General features: G+C 58.3%; 14 protein-coding genes and 1 pseudogene. All 15 read left to right on the top strand.

The genetic code is table 11. The annotated features are described in order from the left end of the window. Positions 1–353: 353 nt before the first annotated feature. The 15 genes and pseudogenes from OZX64_RS07395 (at position 354) to rplL (ending at position 19,882) form a co-directional block, all read left to right on the top strand. Positions 354–1,841, top strand: a complete 1,488-nt coding sequence (locus OZX64_RS07395; protein ID WP_277157382.1) for a U32 family peptidase — start codon at positions 354–356, stop codon at positions 1,839–1,841. 382 nt (positions 1,842–2,223) lie between these two features. Further along, positions 2,224–3,411 (top strand): polyphenol oxidase family protein, encoded by a 1,188-nt coding sequence (locus OZX64_RS07390; RefSeq protein WP_277172382.1) that lies wholly within the window; start codon positions 2,224–2,226, stop codon positions 3,409–3,411. 47 nt (positions 3,412–3,458) lie between these two features. Beyond that, a complete protein-coding gene (locus OZX64_RS07385) occupies positions 3,459–4,172 on the top strand; it encodes a pyroglutamyl-peptidase I (RefSeq protein WP_277172380.1) in 714 nt (237 codons plus the stop codon). 196 nt (positions 4,173–4,368) lie between these two features. Continuing rightward, on the top strand, positions 4,369–6,153 hold the full coding sequence (locus OZX64_RS07380; RefSeq protein ID WP_277172378.1) for a cell division protein: 1,785 nt from the start codon (positions 4,369–4,371) through the stop codon (positions 6,151–6,153). Between the two features lie 187 nt (positions 6,154–6,340). Further along, positions 6,341–7,678, top strand: a complete 1,338-nt coding sequence (locus OZX64_RS07375) for a C1 family peptidase (RefSeq protein ID WP_277172376.1) — start codon at positions 6,341–6,343, stop codon at positions 7,676–7,678. Positions 7,679–7,983: 305 nt separating this feature from the next. Further along, the gene (locus OZX64_RS07370; protein ID WP_277172374.1) at positions 7,984–9,120 is read left to right on the top strand and encodes a 3-deoxy-7-phosphoheptulonate synthase; all 1,137 of its coding nucleotides are present in this window, start codon (positions 7,984–7,986) and stop codon (positions 9,118–9,120) included. A gap of 291 nt (positions 9,121–9,411) precedes the next feature. After that, positions 9,412–10,677, top strand: a complete 1,266-nt coding sequence (locus tag OZX64_RS07365; protein WP_277172372.1) for a 3-deoxy-7-phosphoheptulonate synthase — start codon at positions 9,412–9,414, stop codon at positions 10,675–10,677. Positions 10,678–10,814: 137 nt separating this feature from the next. Beyond that, positions 10,815–11,507: a 5'-methylthioadenosine/S-adenosylhomocysteine nucleosidase gene (gene mtnN, locus OZX64_RS07360; protein ID WP_277172371.1), complete on the top strand. Its 693-nt coding sequence runs from the start codon at positions 10,815–10,817 to the stop codon at positions 11,505–11,507. A gap of 442 nt (positions 11,508–11,949) precedes the next feature. Continuing rightward, complete coding sequence (gene pstS, locus OZX64_RS07355; protein ID WP_277175020.1) at positions 11,950–13,071, top strand: phosphate ABC transporter substrate-binding protein PstS; 1,122 nt, start codon at positions 11,950–11,952, stop codon at positions 13,069–13,071. 311 nt (positions 13,072–13,382) lie between these two features. Further along, positions 13,383–14,336: pseudogene (pstC, locus tag OZX64_RS07350) on the top strand (phosphate ABC transporter permease subunit PstC); the annotation flags it as partial. Between the two features lie 249 nt (positions 14,337–14,585). Next, positions 14,586–15,539, top strand: a complete 954-nt coding sequence (gene pstA / locus OZX64_RS07345) for a phosphate ABC transporter permease PstA (RefSeq protein WP_277175019.1) — start codon at positions 14,586–14,588, stop codon at positions 15,537–15,539. 452 nt (positions 15,540–15,991) lie between these two features. After that, entirely contained in the window at positions 15,992–16,771 is a 780-nt protein-coding gene (gene pstB, locus OZX64_RS07340) for a phosphate ABC transporter ATP-binding protein PstB (protein WP_277156920.1), read from the top strand. Between the two features lie 237 nt (positions 16,772–17,008). Beyond that, positions 17,009–18,403, top strand: coding sequence for an NCS2 family permease (locus OZX64_RS07335; RefSeq protein WP_277157385.1), 1,395 nt, complete (start codon positions 17,009–17,011; stop codon positions 18,401–18,403). Positions 18,404–18,853: 450 nt separating this feature from the next. Beyond that, positions 18,854–19,375 (top strand): 50S ribosomal protein L10, encoded by a 522-nt coding sequence (gene rplJ / locus OZX64_RS07330; RefSeq protein WP_277146253.1) that lies wholly within the window; start codon positions 18,854–18,856, stop codon positions 19,373–19,375. 123 nt (positions 19,376–19,498) lie between these two features. After that, complete coding sequence (rplL, locus tag OZX64_RS07325; protein ID WP_277156921.1) at positions 19,499–19,882, top strand: 50S ribosomal protein L7/L12; 384 nt, start codon at positions 19,499–19,501, stop codon at positions 19,880–19,882. Positions 19,883–20,051: the final 169 nt, after the last annotated feature.

The following is a 20,051-nucleotide window of genomic DNA, read 5'->3' as shown; positions in this document are numbered from 1 at the left end:
GGGTTGCCAAGACCGGATACTTACTCAGTGCGCGGTCTTGGCGTGCCCAGCCCATCCTCTCTTCTGTCTTCAACCGGTCAATCCTGCCACAGACCTGCCATTAGTGCCGCTTGATGTAGGTTTTGGAGTCTAAAAATCTACGTTGTGGGGAGCTAATGACCGATTTGTGGCATAAGCCGGTCGTGCGGGATGTGTTCCGTATTCGTGTGTCTTTTCGTTTTTGGTTTGGTGGCGGTGTTGTGCTGTCTAGACCGTATCGGGGCTAGACTGGAACGGTGCAAACGGGCGGATACAAGAACAATCAAGGTGAAATGATGGCCGAAAGCAGCGAAAACAAGCCGATTCAGACGAAGATGGTACGGCGGCGCAGGCCCGAGGTGTTGGCGCCTGCGGGCAGCTTACGAAGCCTCAAGACGGCCATCGATTTCGGCGCGGACGCCGTCTACTGCGGTGGCAAGGAATTCGGCATGCGTTCGGCGCCGAAGAACCTTTCGATGGATGATCTGAAGGTTGGCGCCGCCTACGCCCACGAGCGCGGGGCAAGGGTGTATGTGACCTGCAACGTCCTGCCGCACAATGATGAGGTCGAGGATATCAAGACCTACATTGCCCACCTCGCCGCCACAGGCATCGACGCGCTGATCATCACCGACATCGGTGTGCTGATGGCCGCTCATTCCATCGCCCCGCAACTGGAATTGCACGTTTCCACCCAGGCGGGCGTGACCAATTATCTTGCCGCCAACGCCCTCTACGAACTGGGGGCGAGGCGTGTGGTGCTGGCCCGTGAACTCGATCTGCAGGCGATTGCCGACATCCGCGCCAACATCCCCGAGGACATGGATATCGAGACCTTCGTGCACGGCTCGATGTGCATGGCGTTCTCCGGCCGCTGCCTCATCTCCAACTACATGAACGGGCGCGACGCCAACCACGGCGAGTGCTCGCAGCCCTGTCGCTGGAAGTACAGCGTCGTCGAGCAGAAGCGTCCCGGACAGTTCTTCCCGGTCGAGGAAAACGACGAGGGCACCTTCCTCTTCAACTCGCAGGACATGTGCATGCTCGAACACATCGACGACATGATCGACGCCGGCGCTTCAAGCCTCAAGATCGAAGGACGGGCAAAAAGCGCGTACTATGTTGCGGCGATCACCAACGCCTACAAGTGCGCGGTCAATGAATATATGGTGCAGCGCGGATTCGAGGATGCGGACGGCAATCACTTGAAGCCGTTGCACGACATGGTGCGTCGTTCCGACGTCGTGCGGGCGACCCGCGCTGTAGGGGAGCTTGAATCCAGCGGATCCATTGGTTTCCGTGGCGTGCAGAATGCGGGCGCCGAGGCCGCGGCCAAGGCGACGATTTCCGCGAGCGTCCCGGCGTTGGTGGGTGCCGAGGCCACGAAAGCCCAGAACGCTGAACCAAAGCATGTCGAGCTGCCCCAATGGCTTAAGGACGAACCCTACAAGGTTTCGCACCGTGATTATTCCACCGGTTTCTACTACCCGGAGCACAAGGCCGGCCAGAACACCGATCGCGGCGGTTATTTCCGCGACTGGCTCGTGGTCGGCGAGGTCATCGGCTATGACGAGGCGACACAACGTCTCACCCTGATGAGCCGCAACAAGATCGAACCCGGTCAGCTCATCGAGTTCCTGATTCCGGGACGCGAGCCGATTGACTATACGGTCGCGGCAGGCGGCATGCAAGACGCCGACGGTCAGAGCGTCGAGGAAATCAACAACCCCGCGCATGTCTTTTCGATGCCGTTGCCATTCGCGATTGCCGAGCACTCGATGATTCGGTCGCGTGCCAAGCAGCGCACGCTCAAGGCTGAATAGAGGTTTTCTTCTTCTCTGGCTGTCACTAACGTGTGCCGCTGACACCGTAATGAACGCTTAACCCTCCTTATTGGCTATGTTGGTGCCACCAAGTTGCCGGTTTTGGGGCAATATGATATCAATTCTCTCGAATATTCGTATCTTGGTGCACCAAGATGGGTCTTTAAGGGGGAAATTCACATTTTTCCGTTCATTTGGGGCATCTTGGTGCACCAAGATGACCTTTTAAGGGAGAATTCACACTTTTCCACTCGTTTGGGGTGTCTTGGTGCACCAAGATGGTCAAAATGGGGCGATTGAGTGGTGACATTCATAAGGGGGACCGTGAGGTTGGATTTCAACTGCATTGATATCGGAGTGTGTCTTGCGATAAGGTGGCGGCATGAGTGAAACTGCAAACCAAGATGGCATGATTCTCAATAGCAATGCCATTCCATCGACGGATACATTCGGCAATCCCATTCCCGTCACGATTCCCATCGACCTGGCGCCAGGTGTCAAGGTCGTCTACACCACGCGGCTCGGCGGCTCAAGCACCGACGATTGGGGCAATCTCAATCTGGGCGGCAAGTCAGGTGACGACCCGGCTGCCGTCGTCGCCAATCGCATGGGGCTGGCCAAAGCAGTGGGCGCTCCGCTTTCCTTGGTGGCTCAGGTCCATTCCGGCAAGGCCATTGACGTGGATACGTTCTTCGAGTACAACGCACCATACGGTTGCGATTGTTCCGGTACGGTTATCGGTTCGCAAACTCGGCGTGATGGTGCGGCGACCGGAGAAACCGATGCAATAGCGGTACAGCGTGATGTCGAGGAGATCGAGGGCGCAGACGGAACTGCAATCACCAAGACCGATACGCGTATCAGTATCAGCGAATCCGGCACGACCGAAAACGATGAATCCTCTTCGAATCAGTCCCAAGCCGATGCGGGCTCTCCGACTGCCTATCCGCGCCTCGAAGCGGACGCCGAGGTCACGGCGCAAACCGGCATCGCGCTTGGCATGTTCGCGGCCGATTGCCTGCCGGTGCTGCTGGCCGATGCGCAGGCGGGTGTGATCGGCGCGGCGCATTGCGGCCGGAAGGGGTTGCAGCGTGGGGTCATCGGGTCTGCGGTCGATCTGATGGTGGCCAAAGGCGCGAAGCCGAATCGTATCGTGGCCACGCTCGGCCCCTGCATCTGCGGCGACTGCTACGAGGTCGGTGATCAGATCGCCGACGAATTCGATGCGCAATTCCCGGCAACCTTTACCCTGACCCGTTTCGGAGGCCCCGGCATCGATATCGCCAAGGCCGCGCTGCAGGAACTCGCCAAGGCTGGCATACCGGCAGACAATGTCATCAGCTCGACCCCACGTGTCGGCGCCGCCACACAATACCTCGATCAGGATGCGGAACTTGCCGATTTGTGCGCCGCCGACGGCGAAGGTAGTCCCAATCTCTCCGAGCGTATCGGCGAGGTGCGCCACAGCCTCTGCACGTTGGAAAACCCGCTTTTCTACTCGCATCGTCGTGCAAGTCTCGGCCACAAAGAGCATGAAGGCCGCCTGCTCGCCCTGATTGTACGGGAATAAAAGCGTATACGGCCAACCAGAGCCGCATTCCGCGCTAGACTGGAATCATGGAACATTTGAATGTCGTCATCTCCGGGTTCGATCCCTACGAGGGCATCTCGAACAATCCTTCGCATGTGGTGCCGCATGCGCTCGCTGATGCTGGCCTCGGCGATGCTTCCGACCTTGAAAGCGATGATCTCTTAAGGGATGCGGATGTGTCGATCAACGCCGTCGATTTGCCGGTGAGCGTCGACGAGTGCTGGCCTCTGCTCAAGGAAACGCTGGAAGCCACACATCCCGACATCGTCATTGCCACGGGGCTTAAAGCCGCGGCCCGCGGGATTCTTCTGGAACGTTGCGCCAATAACATCATCGACACCACCCGTACGGCGATTTCCGGTGAGATGACCGGCGTTGCCGTTGAACTTCCCGATGAGGCCGCGCGTAAACCAATCGCTTCGAACGGTCCCGCCGCTTTTTGGACGAGGCTTCCTCTGCGTTCCATCCTCGATGATTTTGCCTCACAGGAGATTCCCTCGGCTTTGAGTTCGGACGCGGGCACGTTCGTCTGCAATTCTCTGTTCTACAATCTGATGAGATGGACGGCCGGCCAGAATAAAGTGCTTTCCGGATTCGTCAGCCTGCCGATGATCAACGAACAGCCGCATCCGCAGCATGGTTTGACGCTGGATCAGCAGGTGGAGGCATGCCGTGTGGTGGTGCGCCAGACCGCCCGTTACTTCCTCGAACCGACGTCGTCGAACATCCTCATCGCCTGAAGGTCGGGCGCCTTGCAAAGCTGCAGGTTCGCCCTTCTCGGCAAACGTTAGGGAAGGGACACTCCGAATCGCGTGGTGTCTGTGTGGATTAGACGCATTTCGGCATAGAACGCTTGAAAAATACACTACAATGAGGCAATAGTATGTATCGGCTTTCAGAAACTGCGACCGATGTCGCAAGGCGAAAGGAATCACTATGGCGGATGACCGCTTCACGACAGAATTGCGCGGGTATAACAAGGAGCAGGTAGACCAGGAGCTGGCTTCGTTGCAGCAGACGCTCAATCGTATGCGTGCGCAGGTCAATTCCAGCGACCAGACGATTCTGCAATTGCGTGCGCAGCTCGAAGAGGAAAAGAAAAATGCCAGGAAGGCGTCGCAGGGCAATTCATTCGCTTCGTTGGGAGCCAACGCCCAGCAGATGCTCGCCAGCGCCGAACAGACCAGTACGGAACTGGTCAACCGTGCCAAGCAGGATGCCGCCAGCACCCGTTCAGCGGCCCAGCATCAGGCGGAAACCCTGATCAACAATACGAAGCTTGATGCGCAGCATATCACCGACGAGGCCAATTCGAAGGCGGCCACCATTCTGGCCAAAGCGCAGACCGAGTCCGAATCGATTACGACTTCCGCTCGCCAGGATGCCACCAGACTCCGTGAGGAGACCGCCAAGAAAGTCACCGAGCAGCGCGACACCATCGAAATCGAATTGACCAATTCACGCGAGGAGCACAATAAGCGTCTCGCCAGCGAAAAGGCCAAGCAGGACCGCGAGATCGCCGAGCTCAAGGCCAAGGCCACTCAGCAGGTCGCCGAACAGCGCAAAGCCGCGAACGATGAGGTCGCCAAACTCAAAAGCGATGCCAGCGATCAGATCGAGACCGCGCTGGCCGAGGCCAACAAGAAACTCGCCAACGTGCGTGAGCAGGTTTCGCGCATGACCACCGAGGCGCAGCGCAAGGCTACGGAGATCACCGATGATGCGAAGGCCAAGGCCCAGGGCATCGCCGATGACGCCGAAGTTCAGCGCACCAAGACCATGAGCCAGGTCAATGCCGAGGTCGAGCAGATTCGCACCGACATCTCCAAGCAGCAGGAAGAGGCGACCAGCAAGGTCAACGATTTGCTCAAGCAGTTGGAGGAGAGCCGTTCCGCCGCGAAGAAGGAAGCGGACAGCCTGGTCTCCAAGGCAAAGGACCTGAGGGACGAGGCCGACAACTATGCGGTTTCAAAGCGTCAGGAAGCCGATGCGCAGGCCGAAGAGATCGTGGCCAAGGCCAAGAAGGATGCCGAGGCCCGCGTCGAAGAGCGCCGCAAGGCCGCGCAGGGCGAGCTTGATGGGCTCCAGAAGCGTATCAAGGATCTCCAGGAGCGCGAATCTACTATTACCCAACGCGTCACCGAGCTGCGTGCGATGTTCACCAATGCGTTCTCCGGATTCGGTTTTGCCGATGACAAGCGGTCCGAGATCAACGTGCCGGTGGTTAATGCCGTGGCCAATGATCTCGATGATGCCGCGCAAGCGGACAAGCAAAAAGATGAAAAGCGCGAGCCCGAAGATAAGGGCGGGGCTCAGGGCCAAGGTGCTGCTGCCTCTGCAAGCCAGGCTCCCGCTGCGGCTTCCCAGATGCCAGCCTCCTACGCGCCAAGCAACCATGCCGCCAAAGCTCCGGCGCCGCAACCGGTTCAGGCTCCCCAACACCATGACAGGGCACAGGCCCAGGCGCAGAACGGTTCGGAATCCGGGCAGGATGCCGCTTCCAAGAGCGGTATGCGGCAGCTTTCCAATCTGGTGAATCACACTTCGAAAAAGAATTCTCCGGCCGGTAATGCCGCTGCTCCTTCGCCGAACGCTCCGGTCAACGGAGGAGTCCCTGCCAACGCGAGGTTTGCGGCCAATAACCAGAGCCGTATCAATAGCAACAACATCATTTTCCCTGAAGGCGGCGAGCCCGCTGGTGGGGCCCCTGTGGACCGGTAAGCATTACCGGTTTGCATAACGATTGTGTGCGCTGTGGCGATTTCGCCATGGCGCGCTTTCGTATTTTGTCGTATCCGTTGATATGCCTTGATTCCGAGGCTTTGCGACGCCGCGGATTCCAATCTGCGTGTCGGATACTGTGTATGGAATATGGTGGAAAGTAAACCAAGTAAAGGAGCATTGTCTAATGAGTGAAATGAAGCCGCTGAGTACCGAGCGTCTGGGGCAGTTGCAGGACGATTTCGAAGCGAAACCCGTCAACACGCTGGCCATGAACGCCGTCACCACTTCCGGTATCAATCCGGTCGCGCACAATTATGACAGGGCCCGCAGGCTTCAGCGCCGTTTCTCCGTGACCGTCGACAACGGTGAGGTCACCAACCAGAATCGTTCCGGGCGCTGCTGGCTCTTCAGCTCATTGAACGTCGCGCGTTTCGTGGCCAAGCAGAACCTCAACCTCGAGCAGTTCGAGTTCTCGCAGAACTATGCGATGTACTTCGACAAGCTTGAGCGCATCAATTACTTCCTGCGTGACGTCGCGGATCTGGTGCGGGCAGGGGAGCCTGCGGATTCCCAGCTCATGCAGCATCTGCTCGCCGACGTGATGGGCGACGGCGGACAGTGGACGATGGCGATGAACGTCTACAAGAAATACGGCGCCGTGCCCAAGGATTTCTTCCCGGAGACGGCCTCCTCGAAGAACACCGGCGAGATGAACACGCAGCTGCGTCGTATGCTGCACACCGCTGTGGCACATATGTACGCCGATCCGGCAGCGATTGACAAGATCGTTGACGAGGGCGTTGAGGCCGGTCATCGTATGCTCACCATCCACTTGGGCGAGCCGCCGAAGAGCTTCGATTGGGAGTGGACCGACAAGGACGGCGAGTTCCATCGCGATGGCGAGATCACGCCGGTCGAGTTCTGGAAGAAGTACGTCGGTCCGGCGCATCTTGAGGATTATGTCTGTCTCGTCGACGATCCGCGTGCCGAGCATGCCAAGGGCAAGAAGATCGGCATCGAGCACTTGGGCAACGTGGTAGGCGGTGACGCGACCGAATATCTGAACGTCCCCAACCAGTTCATGAAGGACTGCGTGCGTCGCATCCTGAGCGAGCAGGGCATGCCCGCTTGGTTCGGTGCGGATTGCCATCCGATGATGGACCGCGACAACGGCGCGTGGGCCACCGATCTCTACGAATATGGCAAGGTCTATGACGTCGATTTTGATATGAGCAAGGAAGACCGTGTGCGCTACGGCGACTCCGCGATGAACCATGCGATGGCATTCGTCGGCGTGGACGTGGCCGATGACGGCAAGACCACCAACCGTTGGCGCGTCGAGAATTCGTGGGGCTGCAAGGTCGCCGACAAGGGCTACTTCACCATGGCCGACGACTGGTTCACCGAGTACGTCTACGAGGTCGCCGTCCCGAAGTCCATGCTTCCCGCTGACTACCAGGCCGCCCTCACCGAGCCTGCGACGATGCTGCCGGCTTGGGATCCAATGGGCGCATTGGCCTGAAGAAAATAGCCCAGTGGGCTATTTTCGGCCAATACGCGCCTGAAACCGGCACCTGCCGGTTTCAGGAAACCAGTTGGCATCTGTTGAGTTAGAGATGATTGTCGACTCAATAAGGCGCACTCGCATAGTGCGAATTTCAATACACATTCGCTAATATTTTCGTTGCCCCGCCTTGAAGACGGGGCAACGTCATCATGATTGGACAAATGGCGGTATTACATCGTTCAATCGATTATAATGAGCCTCCTGTTGCGCTTCGAGCGTGCAGGGAGAAAATATCCGAATCAGGAAAGAGGAGGGGAATCATGGCGATTATGCGAGGGCCTGGAAGTTCTGAGGACGCACGGCGATTTGGCGAGGAAGCCGTTTATCCCGAAACCGTGGATGTCAATATCCGCCAGCTTGACCCGATTCCTGCGCCGAGGGCGTTTCTGAAGGAAACCCCGCTGACTAAGCCGATGAGTGATTTGGTCTTGAAGTCCCGTCAGGAGATCCGCGACATCCTGCACGGACGTGATGACCGACTGCTGGTCATCGTCGGTCCCTGCTCGATTCATGATCCGAAAGCCGCGAAGGATTACGCTGGACGTCTGGCCAAGGTAAACGATGAGCTCAAAGACCGTCTGATGATCGTCATGCGCGTCTATTTCGAGAAGCCGCGCACCACCATTGGGTGGAAGGGGCTGATCAACGATCCGGATCTTGACGGCGAATTCAATATCCGCAAGGGCATGGATCTGGCCCGCAAGGTCCTCGCCGACGTGCTGAACCAAGGTTTGCCCGCCGCCACCGAATGGCTCGACCCGATTACCCCGCAGTATATCTGTGACATGGTCAGCTGGGGCGCCATCGGGGCGCGCAATACCGAAAGCCAGGTCCATCGCGAGCTGGCCAGCGGCATGTCGATGCCGATCGGCTTCAAGAACTCCACCGACGGCTCAGTGAAGGTCGCGGCGGATTCCTGCTATGCGGTGTCCAGCGAGCATCATTTCCTTTCAATCAATCTTGACGGACGCGTGATTTCGGCGGAGACCAAGGGCAACCCCGATTGCCATATCGTCCTGCGTGGCTCGAATTCCGGGCCGAACTATGACGCGAAGTCTGTGGTCGAGGCGCTGGAGACGCTGAAGCAGTCGAAGGTCACCGGCCCGAGCGAGCACGGCTTGGTCATCGATGCCGCCCACGGCAATTGCGGCAAGGACGAGGTGCGCGAGGCCGAGGTGATCGAAGAGATCGCCGCACGTCTGGCCAAGGGTGAGCCCGGCATCTTCGGAGTCATGATGGAAAGCAACATTCGCGGCGGCCACCAGTCGCCCGCGCCGCTCGACCAGCTGGTCTACGGCCGTTCGATCACCGATTCCTGCATCTCCTGGGATCGCACCGACGAGCTGCTGCACACCCTGGCCGACGCCGTCACCTCCCGTCGCAAGCTCGACCGCTGAGTGATGGTTGTAGCTTATTTGCGTTGAAAAGCAGATTCTCGGTGTCGTTTTTCTGCTTTTTAACGCTGATAATGTATTTGATGCGTTGAAAAGCAGATTTTCAGCATGGTTTTTCTGCTTTTCGACGCAAGTTCGGGAAACGCCGATAGCTGGGCCGAGTTATGAACAAATATGGCCTATCCTTATAGCTGGGACGACAAACCGATATGCGCTATTGTCGACATGATCGTAAGGCGATATGGAAATGTGGATGATGGTGGACAGAAAAACGATAAGTGGAGTGCAATATATATGGGTGAAGCTGTGAATGACGCCAAAGGTTCGTCGGCGCTCGGCGAGGGCAACAGAGTCGAAGACAACGTTTCCAGCCAATCCGTTCAGGGCATCGATGACGCCAAAAACCGCGCGGCTTTCGAGAAGGCGCTGAAAAACGGCGAGAATCCGTTGAAAGTCAAAGGTATCAAGCGTTGGGAGGACGAGGCCGGGGTCAACCGCATCGTCAACCGCCGCGTCTTCGAGCTCGAGCCGTTGCCCACCCCGGCCGACGTGCTTTCGAGCATGCCGCTGAGCGTCGAGGCGACGGATTTGGTCGTCCGTTCCCGCGACGAGATACGCGATTGTCTGCGTGGCAAAGACGATAGGCTTCTGGTCATCACCGGCCCCTGCTCCGTTCATGATCCAAAGGCGGCGCTCGATTACGCCCACCGTCTGGCCAAAATGAAGGACGAGCTCGGCGACCGCCTCCTTATCGTCATGCGCGTCTACTTCGAGAAGCCGCGCACCACGGTGGGGTGGAAGGGCCTGATCAACGACCCGGATCTCGACGGTAGCCACAACATCAAGAAGGGCCTGTTGCTGGCTCGCAAGACCCTGCTCGGCGTGCTGAACGAAGGCGTGGCAGCGGCGACGGAATTCCTGGAGCCAACCAGTCCGCAATACATTTCCGACGCCGTGAGCTGGGGGGTGATCGGCGCTCGCAACACCGAGTCCCAGATTCATCGTCAGCTCGCCAGTGGGCTTTCGATGCCCATCGGCTTCAAAAACGCGACCGATGGATCGGTCAAGGCCGCCATCGACGGGTGCTATACCGCAACCCAGCAGCACACGTTCTTCGGCATCGATCACTTGGGCCGCGCCAGCGCCGTCGAGACGCTCGGCAACCCCGATTGCCACGTCGTGTTGCGCGGTTCCTCGCGCGGCCCCAATTACGATACGGCTTCGGTGCAGCAGGCCATGCATTCCATCAGAAGCGAGATGCCGTCGGATTGTGCCGCTTGCCACGGCCTTATCATCGACTGCTCGCACGGCAATTCAGGCAAGGACGAGATTCGTCAGGCCGAGGTCGCGCGCGAATTGGCCGGTCGAATCGCCACCGGCGAGCCCGATATCACCGGGCTCATGTTGGAAAGCAACATCCTCGGCGGTGCCCAGCCCGCGGCCCCGCTTTCGCAGCTGGAATACGGCAAGTCGATCACCGACAAGTGCATCGCCTGGCCAGAGACGGAGCGGTTGCTGCGTGAGCTTGCCAACGCCGTCGATGTCCGCCGCGGCGCCTGATCTTGCACGAGGACACGCGATTTTGCGACGTGGCGTTGTACCGGAAATGTCATATCCGAGTCTGAATATATGGTGAAGAGCCGTATTCTTATAAGGACTTTGGCAGCAATTTAGGAAAAACCAAGAAACGAGGAACTATGAAGACCGTCGCCATCATCGGAGCCATGGAAGAGGAAGTCGCGCTGATCGCCAAGTCTCTGGACGGCGTGAAGCACAACAAGACTGCGAGCCTTGACATCAACGTCGGCACGCTCACCTCCAAGTCCGGCGAGCAGATCACCGTCGCCGCCACGGTGGGTGGCATGGGCCTGGTCAACGCCGCGGCCACCACGCAGGTCCTTGTCGATGCCTACCATCCCGATGCCGTCATCTTCTCCGGTATCGCCGGATCGCTCAACAAGTCGATGCATATCGATGACATCGTGCTCGGAGGCACTCTGCGCTACCTCGATTCCGACATGCGCATGATCGCCCAGTGGAAGCCGGAAACCGAGGAATTCCACAGCGACCAGCATCTGCTCGACGTGGCCAGTGCCGCGCTTGACGAGATGAGCATCCACCACATGACCGGTGTGATCGCCTCCGGCAACAATTTCATTGGCACTCCCGAAGCCGCGGCCGTGGTCGCCGAAAAGACCCACGCCGACGCGGTGGAGATGGAAGGCGCGGCCGTGGCCCATGTCGCCGCCCGCAACGACGTGCCGGTGCTGGTCATCCGCGCGCTTTCCGACGAGGCCGATACCGAATACGAGCAGTTCAAGGAGTTCGACATCTCCGAATATGCCGATACCGCAGCACGCCTTGCCGTCGATATCGTGACCAGGCTCTGACTATTCTTCGGCGCGTAGGCCGGTCGGGTTTATGCCGAAACGTCCGGAACCTTGGAACCTATAGACTCATGAGACGCTGATTTCTGAATTCCTCCATCTTGCCGGACGCTGTGCGCCGTTCGCCCAATGAGAAATACCGAAGGCTGTAACTTTGGATGACCAACCCTTTTCGGCTCAAAAGGTCGGCAAGCCGTTGAAGGATTGGTCGGTGCCGTGCGTAACGTTCGGTCGATAATGTCATACGTCAGGAATTGTACGGTATCGCCGTTTTCGGCTCCACGACTCTGAATCGAAAAGCCAGAAGGTCGGCTTATGTTTCCGGCTTGGTCGGCAATGGAATTCCATATGGGTCGTTGCAAAAGACGCTGCGGATATGAAATTGCGGAAATTGTCTAGTGAACGGCGGCAGCCCATCTGTCATAATGAAACGGTGAGTACCATCATGCACAGCACCACATGTAAGCGCCTCATCGCCGTCGTTTCCTCGTTGGCGATGGTGGCGGCGCTTTCGGCCTGCGGCGACAATATCCCCTCCGGCGCCTTAAGAGGTGCTAAAGGCAGGGATACCGGTATTTCCGGTGAATTCCACGGTGCCGGCGCCTCTTCGCAGCAAGGGGCCGTGGAAGCGTGGATCGCCACCTACCAAGGCAAAAACCGCAACGCGCGGATAGCCTATAACCCTTCCGGTTCCGGAGCCGGGGTCTCTACGTTTCTGACCGGTGCCATCGCTTGGGCGGGTACCGACGCTCCGTTGAACGACCAGCAGATTGAGCTTTCCAAGTCCATCTGCAAATCGGGCAGCGCTTTCGACGTTCCGGTGTACGTTTCCCCGATTGCGGTGATATTCAATCTCAAAGACATTTCGGGGCAGGGCAAGCATCTGAATATGGACGCCGGAGTCATCGCGCGTATTTTCGACGGGAAGATCACGCAGTGGAACGACGAAGCCATCAAGGCCGAAAACCCCAAGGTGGACCTGCCTGCCACGCCGATAACCGTGATCCATCGTTCCGACAAGTCGGGCACGACCAATAATTTCACTTCATATCTCAAGGCTGCCGCACCGAACGACTGGGGCTACGAGCCGCAGGAAAACTGGCCGGTCGGGGTCGGTCAGGCCGCCAAAGGCACCGACGGTGTGGTCAGCAGCATCGGTCAGGCCGACGGCACCATCGGTTACGCGGATTTGGCCAAGGCCGGCAATTTCGGCACGGTTGCGGTGCGTGTCGGTTCCGACTATGTCGCGCCGGCTGCGGATGCGGCCGCGAAAACGGTCAATGCCTCGCCGTTGCGTCCGATGCCCAAGGGCAGCAAACGCGTGGTGGTAAACGTCAACTATGCCACGAATGCTGCTGGCGATTATCCGGTGGTTTCCTCCTCCTATGCCGTGGCGTGCCCGGCTTACAAAGACCGGCAGACCGGCCTGTTCGTACGCGAATGGCTCGGTTATGTCTTAAGCGACAGCGGGCAGAAGGTGGCTGCGGACAACACCGGTTCGGCCCCTCTAGGGGGAGCGCTGACGCAGAAAGCCCTGAAATCCATTGGTGCGGTACAGGCGAAATAGCCGTTGAGCGGATTGCCGGGTGACGAAATCATCGGATTTGTCGATAAGCGAATGAGGCAGAGCGAATGAGGCAGAGCGAACTGAACCAACTCAACCGACTGAACCAACTGAGACCAGACCAATTGGCGACCAGGCCAACGAACGAATCCGACGAGTACCCGGCAGATAAGCATGACTCCACCGGTTGGCTGACCGCGTTTGATGAGGATCGGCCGGTTTTGTGAGAGCAAAGGCGATTCGGCTGGCTCCGAACTTTGAAGGTAGGCAACAGCATGGCGACTACACCTGAAAGCAGTAGCTTGGAGCATGCGATGCCGGCGGCATCAATTGATTCCGCGAACGCCAAAGCGGGCTGGCGCAGTCAAGACAGGATTTTCCGTGCCGTGGCCGTTGGCTGCGGTGCCTTGATTCTGGTGGCGCTGGGCGCTGTGGTCCTCTTCCTGCTGCTGCGTGCCTGGCCGATTTTCGCCGGTCCGCAAGCCCGGACTTCTGCGGTTTTTGCAACCTTGAGCGGAGGCAAGGCGCAGGGGTTCTGGCAATATGTCGGGCCTTTGGTCTTCGGTACGGTGGTGATTGCGGCGCTGGCGCTGGCGATCGCCTTTTTTGTCGCGCTCGGCGTCGCCCTGTTTATCACGTTTTATGCGCGCGAACGCATTCGTACCGTTCTCAATTACGTCATCGACCTGCTGGCCGCGATTCCTTCGGTCATTTACGGACTGTGGGGGTCGCTGGTACTCGTACCGGCGATGTACCCGTTCTGGGACTGGGTTTCCGCGCATCTGGGTTGGATTCCGCTGTTCGCCGGTCCCGCTGCCAACCCGCCGCGCACGGTTGCCAGCGCTGCGGTGATTCTGGCCATCATGATCATGCCGATCATCACCTCGATGACCCGCGATGTTTTCGCGGCCACTCCGCGCCTCAACCAGGAGGCGGCGCTTGCACTTGGTGCCACGAAATGGGAGATGATCAAACTCACCGCGCTGCCGTTCGCGCGCCCCGGCATGGTGTCGGCCTCGATGCTTGCGCTCGGGCGCGCGCTGGGGGAGACGATGGCCGTGATGATGGTGCTTTCGCCGGGCATGACCTATTCGTGGCACTGGCTTGAGGCCTCGAAAAGCCAGACCATCGCCGCCAATATCGCCGCGCAATATCCTGAAGCCGATTCGCTTGGTGTCTCGGCGCTGATTGCCACCGGCCTGGTCCTGTTTGCCATCACGTTTGCGGTCAACCTTCTTGCCCGACGTATCACGAAACGCGGTACCGCAGACGGGAAGGGCTTCGAGAAGTTGGCCGGAAGAATCGCGGGCAACGTCATCGCGACGGTGAGACAGGCATCGGCAACATGGCGCGGCACGCGTGCTCCGCTTGCGACCGGCAAGTCGCCGATGGAAGAGGAGAGCGGTGCGGTGCCGTTGTTAGGCGACGCACAGGGCAATGGGTCGCGCAATGCGGTTCGTGAGGTGAATGTAGCTCGTAAGGTGATTCCGTCGCGTGAAACGAATGCATCTCACTCCATGTCCTTAGATTTCTCGCAGTTTTCGCCTTCTTACGCGCAGCTTAAACGCCGCGAATTCAAGAGCCGGATCATGGCCGGTTTCATTGGTCTTGCCTTCCTTGTTGCGATGATACCGCTGGTTTCGCTGCTTTGGACCACCGTCGCGCGTGGTGTCACACGGCTGAACCTGAATTTCCTGACGTACAACATGTCCGGCGTCATCGGCGGCATGCCGACACCCTCCGGCGGCCACGGCGGCATCGAACACGCCATCATCGGTACGCTTGAGGTCACGCTTGGTGCGATGCTGATTTCCGTGCCGGTCGGCCTGATGTGCGCCATCTACTTGGTGGAATATGCGCGTGGCGGTAAATTCGCCAAGGCCATTACGCTGTTGGTCAATGTGATGAGCGGCATCCCCTCGATCGTCGCTGGCCTGTTCGCCTTTTCGCTGTTCGCGATTGTAATGGGTCCCGGTATTTCCAACGGTTTCGAAGGTTCTGTGGCGCTGTCGATCCTGATGATCCCCACCGTGGTCAATTCCAGCGTCGAGATGTTGCGGATCGTCCCCGATGACCTGCGTGAGGCTTCCTATGCGCTGGGTGTCACCAAATCACGAACCATCGTGAAGGTCGTCTTGCGCACCGCGCTTCCCGGCATCGTCTCCGGCGTCATCCTCGCCATCGCTCGTGTCATCGGCGAGACGGCGCCGCTTCTGATGACCGCAGGGTTCATCGCCACCACCAACTGGAACCTCTTCTCCGGGCAGATGACCACGCTGCCGGTGTTCGTCTATCAGGAATATAGCAAGATGTCTGTGACCTGCCCGCCGAGCGCCGGCCCGGGCTGCATCGCCTCCATTCCGTCCGAACGTTCGTGGGCGGCGGCATTGGTGCTGATTGCCATCGTGCTTGCTTTGAATCTCGTTGGCCGCTTGGTGCAGCGCCTGTTCAGCGCGGAGGCGTCTCGATGAGAGGCAGCATCGCGCGATTCATCAAGTATGGCGGTCCATCGGCCTCTATGCGGCGCATTTTTTTGACGCTAATGTGTAAAGGGTGCATGTTGGTCGTCCTCAGACGCACTTTTTTGACGCTGGCGTGTGAACAGTGCATTCTAGATTCGCTCAAGCGCATTTTTTTGACGGTGGTGTGCAAAGGGTGCGTGTTGGTTGTCTCTGGGTGCACTTTTTTGACGGTGATGTGTGAAGGGTGCGTGTTGGTTGTCTCTGGGTGCACTTTTTTGACGGTGGTGTGCAAAGGGTGCGTGTTAGCCGTTCCCGGGCGCACTTTTTTGACGCTGGCGTGTGAAGGGTGCATTCTAGATTCGCTAAAGCGCACTTTTGGGACGGTAGCGTCTGAAAGATGCGTGCTGCGTAAGAGCGATACGGATTGCGATATAGGTTATCAACAATGAAAGCGAGACAACATGGGGCAACGCATCGATGTCGAACATTTGAACGTCTATTACGGCGATTTCCTGGCTGTCCAGGACGTCAACCTCAACATCCGGGCCAACAAGGTCACCGCGTTCATCGGGCCTTCCGGCTGCGGCAAATCCACGGTCCTGCGCACGCTCGACCGCATGCACGAGATCACGCCGGGCGCGCGCGTCGAGGGCAAGGTATTGCTCGATGGCCGCGACCTTTACGCGCGTGGCGTCGACCCGGTGGCTGTGCGTCGTGACGTCGGCATGGTCTTCCAGAAGGCCAACCCGTTTCCGACGATGTCCATTCGCGACAACGTCCTGGCAGGCATTCGCTTGAACAACCGCCGTATTTCCAAATCCGACGCCGACGAGCTGGTGGAATGGGCGCTGCGCGGCGCGAATCTGTGGAACGAGGTCAAGGACCGGCTCGATCGTCCGGGCATCGGCCTTTCCGGGGGCCAGCAGCAGCGCCTGTGCATCGCTCGCGCCGTCGCCGTCCACCCGCAGGTGCTCTTGATGGACGAGCCGTGCTCCGCCCTCGACCCGATCTCCACGCTCGCCGTCGAGGATCTGATCTGCGAGCTCAAACGCGACTACACCATCGTCATCGTCACCCACAACATGCAGCAGGCCGCCCGCGTGGCCGATTACACCGCCTTCTTCAACTTGAAGGCTGTCGGCAAACCCGGCCATCTTGAGTACTTCGCCGATACCACCACGATGTTCAACAACCCGCAAAACGAAGAGGCCGAGCGTTACATCTCCGGCCGTTTCGGGTGATTTATTTTTTTAAGTCAACAAGATATCAGACACGCTGGAACGGGCGTAGGGGAGTACCGGTGTTATATTCGAGATGTCCGCGGGAACGCGGGCGAGTCGCAGCAACCTCCGTATCGTCAATTCAACTATCAACAGCTAGTGAAGTCGTCGGTTTCGTAGTGGTAACGCCTTGAACGCCGACCGTCCCTTTCCTTGTAGCTCTGACTTGGCGGTGCTCAAACCAAGGAAGAGAGAATGATGGACAGGTTCTTCCATCTTAAAGAAAATCACACCACAGTATCCACTGAAATCACAGCGGGCATCACCACCTTCTTCGCGATGAGCTATATCATCGTGGTCAATCCGCAAGTGCTGAGCACCACCGGCATGCCGTGGGGCGCCGTGTTCCTCGCCACCATCATCGCCTCCATCGTCGGCACGCTGGTGATGGGCCTGTTTGCCAACGTTCCCTACGCTCAGTCCGCCAGCATGGGCTTGAATGCCTTCTTCGCCTACACGGTCTGCGCAGGTCTTGGCTTCTCGTGGCAGGAAACCCTGTGCATGACATTCCTGTGCGGCTTGATCAACATCCTGATCACCGTCACCTCCATTCGTAAGCTCGTCATCGCCTGTATCCCCGAGTCCCTGCAACACGCCATCGGCGGCGGCATCGGCCTGTTCGTGATGTATGTCGGCATGTTGAACGTCGGCTTTATCTCCTTTACTCCCGGCGACCCGAAGGCCGCGGCCAAGGGCGGCCCGATCAACGCGACCCCGGGTCTGGCCACGCTCAACACCCCGGCGCTTTGGGTCTTCCTCATCGGCTTGGTCATCGCCATCGTGCTCACTCTGCTCAAGGTCCGCGGGTCGCTGCTGATCGCGATCATCGCCGCCGCACTCATCGGCATTCCCTTCGGCATCACCAACATGAGCCACGCGGTCTCCATCTCCGACACGTTCGCCCAGTTGCCCACCACGTTCCTCGCGATCTTCAGCCCGCAAGGCTTCCCGTCGCTCTTCGGCAACCTCAGCCGCCTGCCGCTGGTGATCGTCACCATCTTCGCCTTCTCGATGTCCGACACCTTCGACACCATCGGTACCTTCGTCGGCACCGGCCGCAAGACCGGCATCTTCTCTGACCAGGACATCGCCAATATGGCCAACGGCAAGGGCTTCAGCTCCAAGATGGACAAGGCTCTCTTCGCCGACTCCATCGCCACCTCCATCGGCGGCCTGTTCGGCACCTCCAACGTCACCACCTACGTCGAGTCCTCCGCGGGCATCGCCGCCGGCGGTCGCACCGGTCTGACTTCCGTCACCGTCTCGGTGTGCTTCCTCATCTCGATGTTCCTCTCGCCGCTGGTCTCCGCCATTCCGTCCGCGGCAACCGCAGGTGTGCTGGTCGTGGTCGGCTGCATGATGGCCTCGAGCCTTAAGGAAGTGCAATGGAACGATCTCGCCGAAGCGATTCCGGCCCTGTTCGCGTCTGTGTTCATGGCGCTGTCCTACTCCATCTCCTACGGCATCGCCGCGGGCTTCATCATGTACTGCCTGGTGAAGATCTGCAAGAAGGAGATCAAGGAGATCCATCCGGTGATGTGGGTGGTCACCATCCTCTTCATCCTCGACTTCGCGCTGCAGGCCGTGCTCTGAGACCATCGTTGTCCGCTGCCTGCGTTGGAAAGCAGATTTTCAGGTCGATATTTCTGCTTTTCAACGCGAGTCCCCATCAGGATGCGTTGGAAAGCAGAATTTCGCCTCCGTTTTTCTGCTTTCCAACGCATTTCGTTGAGTAGGGGAGGCAGGCGTGTCGCATAGTCGGCCGTCTTCCGTATAGTATGTATCTGTAAACCACAGACTGTTGGTTAGAGGCCGCAAGGTCTCTCGAAGTTTGGTTCGCCAAGCCAGCATAGGTTGAACAAGATGAAGTTCCTTGCAAAAGGAAATATGTCATGAAAATGGCTTGATTGTTGCTCTGCCTGTGCGCAGGGCATTTTTTGTAGAAATACAGTTATTGCCGAATGCGTTCGTTGCATTCGCGATATTGCCCGAAACCGAAGCGTTCCGATTTCCAAATCAATGGTCGACTCAGGAAGGAACGCCATGAAAAGGCCCGATAAGGCAAAGGTGATCGAGGAGCTCACGGAGCAATTCCGTGACGCCGACGCGGTCTACCTGACCGAGTACCGCGGGCTTACCGTTCCGCAGATTTCCGATCTGCGCGAAAAGCTAGGCCGCGATACTTCCTACTCAGTGGCTAAGAACACGCTCGCTCGCATCGCCGCCAAAGAGGCTGGATACGAAGGCTTCGATGAAGTCCTCGCCGGCCCCTCCGCAATCACTTTCGTCAAGGGTGATTACGTCGAGGCTGCGAAGATCCTGCGTGACTTCGCCAAGAAAAACAAGGCCCTCGTCATCAAGGGTGGTTTCGCAGACGGAACCATGTACGACGCCGAAGGCTTCATGAAACTCGCGAGCCTCAAGTCCCGCGATACCCTGCTTGCCGAAATGGCCGGAGACCTCAAGGAATCCATGGCCAAGGCCGCTCGTACTTTCGCCGCTCTGCCTACCAAGGCCGTGCGCACGATCGACGCGCTGCGCGAAAAGCAGGAAAAGGCCGCTTGATTTTTGCGCGGTTTCGGCCGCGTGAATTACAGGCAGTCCAATAGCCAATAATTAAAGAAATTTTAAGAATTTAGGTGACGGAACCAATAAACATCCGTCATCAGAAAAGAAAGGAAGCCTATTATGGCTAAGCTCTCAAGCGATGAGCTCCTCGACGCGTTCAAGGAAATGACCCTGGTTGAACTCTCCGACTTCGTCAAGAAGTTCGAGGACGAGTTCGATGTCGAAGCTGCCGCTCCGGCCGTTGCCGTTGCCGCTGCTCCTGCCGCTGGCGCAGGCGATGGCGCTGAAGAGAAGACCGAGTTCGACGTCGTGCTCTCCTCCTTCGGCGAGAAGAAGATCCAGGTCATCAAGGCCGTCAAGAACATCACCGGCAAGGGCCTGGCTGACGCCAAGGCGCTCGTCGACGGTGCTCCTACCACCATCCTCGAGAAGGCCAAGAAGGATGACGCCGAGAAGGCCAAGTCCGAGATCGAAGAGGCCGGCGGCACCGTCGAACTCAAGTAGTTCCTTCTTGTTTGCGGGTCGAGGCGGCTATGGCTGTTTACAGCAGGTAGCCGTTTGAACCCCAAAGATGTTGCAAACCCTGTGTGCGGAATCTCCGTTCGCAGGGTTTGTTCATTTTGTCGGCTATCGTAGTATCTAAGGATGTCCTTCATGCAAAAGCGAAGGCAGG

The organism is Bifidobacterium sp. ESL0704 (assembly GCF_029392075.1).
GTDB lineage: Bacteria > Actinomycetota > Actinomycetes > Actinomycetales > Bifidobacteriaceae > Bifidobacterium.
The sequence above is the reverse complement of the archived record's forward strand: the minus strand, read 5'-3'. Positions and strand labels throughout refer to the sequence as shown.

Bases quoted from the DNA above. Each gene is read 5' to 3' on its own strand.
- OZX64_RS07365 (WP_277172372.1), top strand. From the start codon at position 9,412: ATGGGTGAAGCTGTGAATGACGCCAAAGGTTCGTCGGCGCTCGGCGAG.
- OZX64_RS07385 (WP_277172380.1), top strand. From the start codon at position 3,459: ATGGAACATTTGAATGTCGTCATCTCCGGGTTCGATCCCTACGAGGGC.
- OZX64_RS07395 (WP_277157382.1), top strand. From the start codon at position 354: ATGGTACGGCGGCGCAGGCCCGAGGTGTTGGCGCCTGCGGGCAGCTTA.
- OZX64_RS07375 (WP_277172376.1), top strand. From the start codon at position 6,341: ATGAGTGAAATGAAGCCGCTGAGTACCGAGCGTCTGGGGCAGTTGCAG.
- OZX64_RS07335 (WP_277157385.1), top strand. From the start codon at position 17,009: ATGGACAGGTTCTTCCATCTTAAAGAAAATCACACCACAGTATCCACT.
- OZX64_RS07370 (WP_277172374.1), top strand. From the start codon at position 7,984: ATGGCGATTATGCGAGGGCCTGGAAGTTCTGAGGACGCACGGCGATTT.
- OZX64_RS07380 (WP_277172378.1), top strand. From the start codon at position 4,369: ATGGCGGATGACCGCTTCACGACAGAATTGCGCGGGTATAACAAGGAG.
- mtnN (WP_277172371.1), top strand. From the start codon at position 10,815: ATGAAGACCGTCGCCATCATCGGAGCCATGGAAGAGGAAGTCGCGCTG.
- rplL (WP_277156921.1), top strand. From the start codon at position 19,499: ATGGCTAAGCTCTCAAGCGATGAGCTCCTCGACGCGTTCAAGGAAATG.
- pstB (WP_277156920.1), top strand. From the start codon at position 15,992: ATGGGGCAACGCATCGATGTCGAACATTTGAACGTCTATTACGGCGAT.
- OZX64_RS07390 (WP_277172382.1), top strand. From the start codon at position 2,224: ATGAGTGAAACTGCAAACCAAGATGGCATGATTCTCAATAGCAATGCC.
- pstS (WP_277175020.1), top strand. From the start codon at position 11,950: ATGCACAGCACCACATGTAAGCGCCTCATCGCCGTCGTTTCCTCGTTG.
- rplJ (WP_277146253.1), top strand. From the start codon at position 18,854: ATGAAAAGGCCCGATAAGGCAAAGGTGATCGAGGAGCTCACGGAGCAA.
- pstA (WP_277175019.1), top strand. From the start codon at position 14,586: ATGTCCTTAGATTTCTCGCAGTTTTCGCCTTCTTACGCGCAGCTTAAA.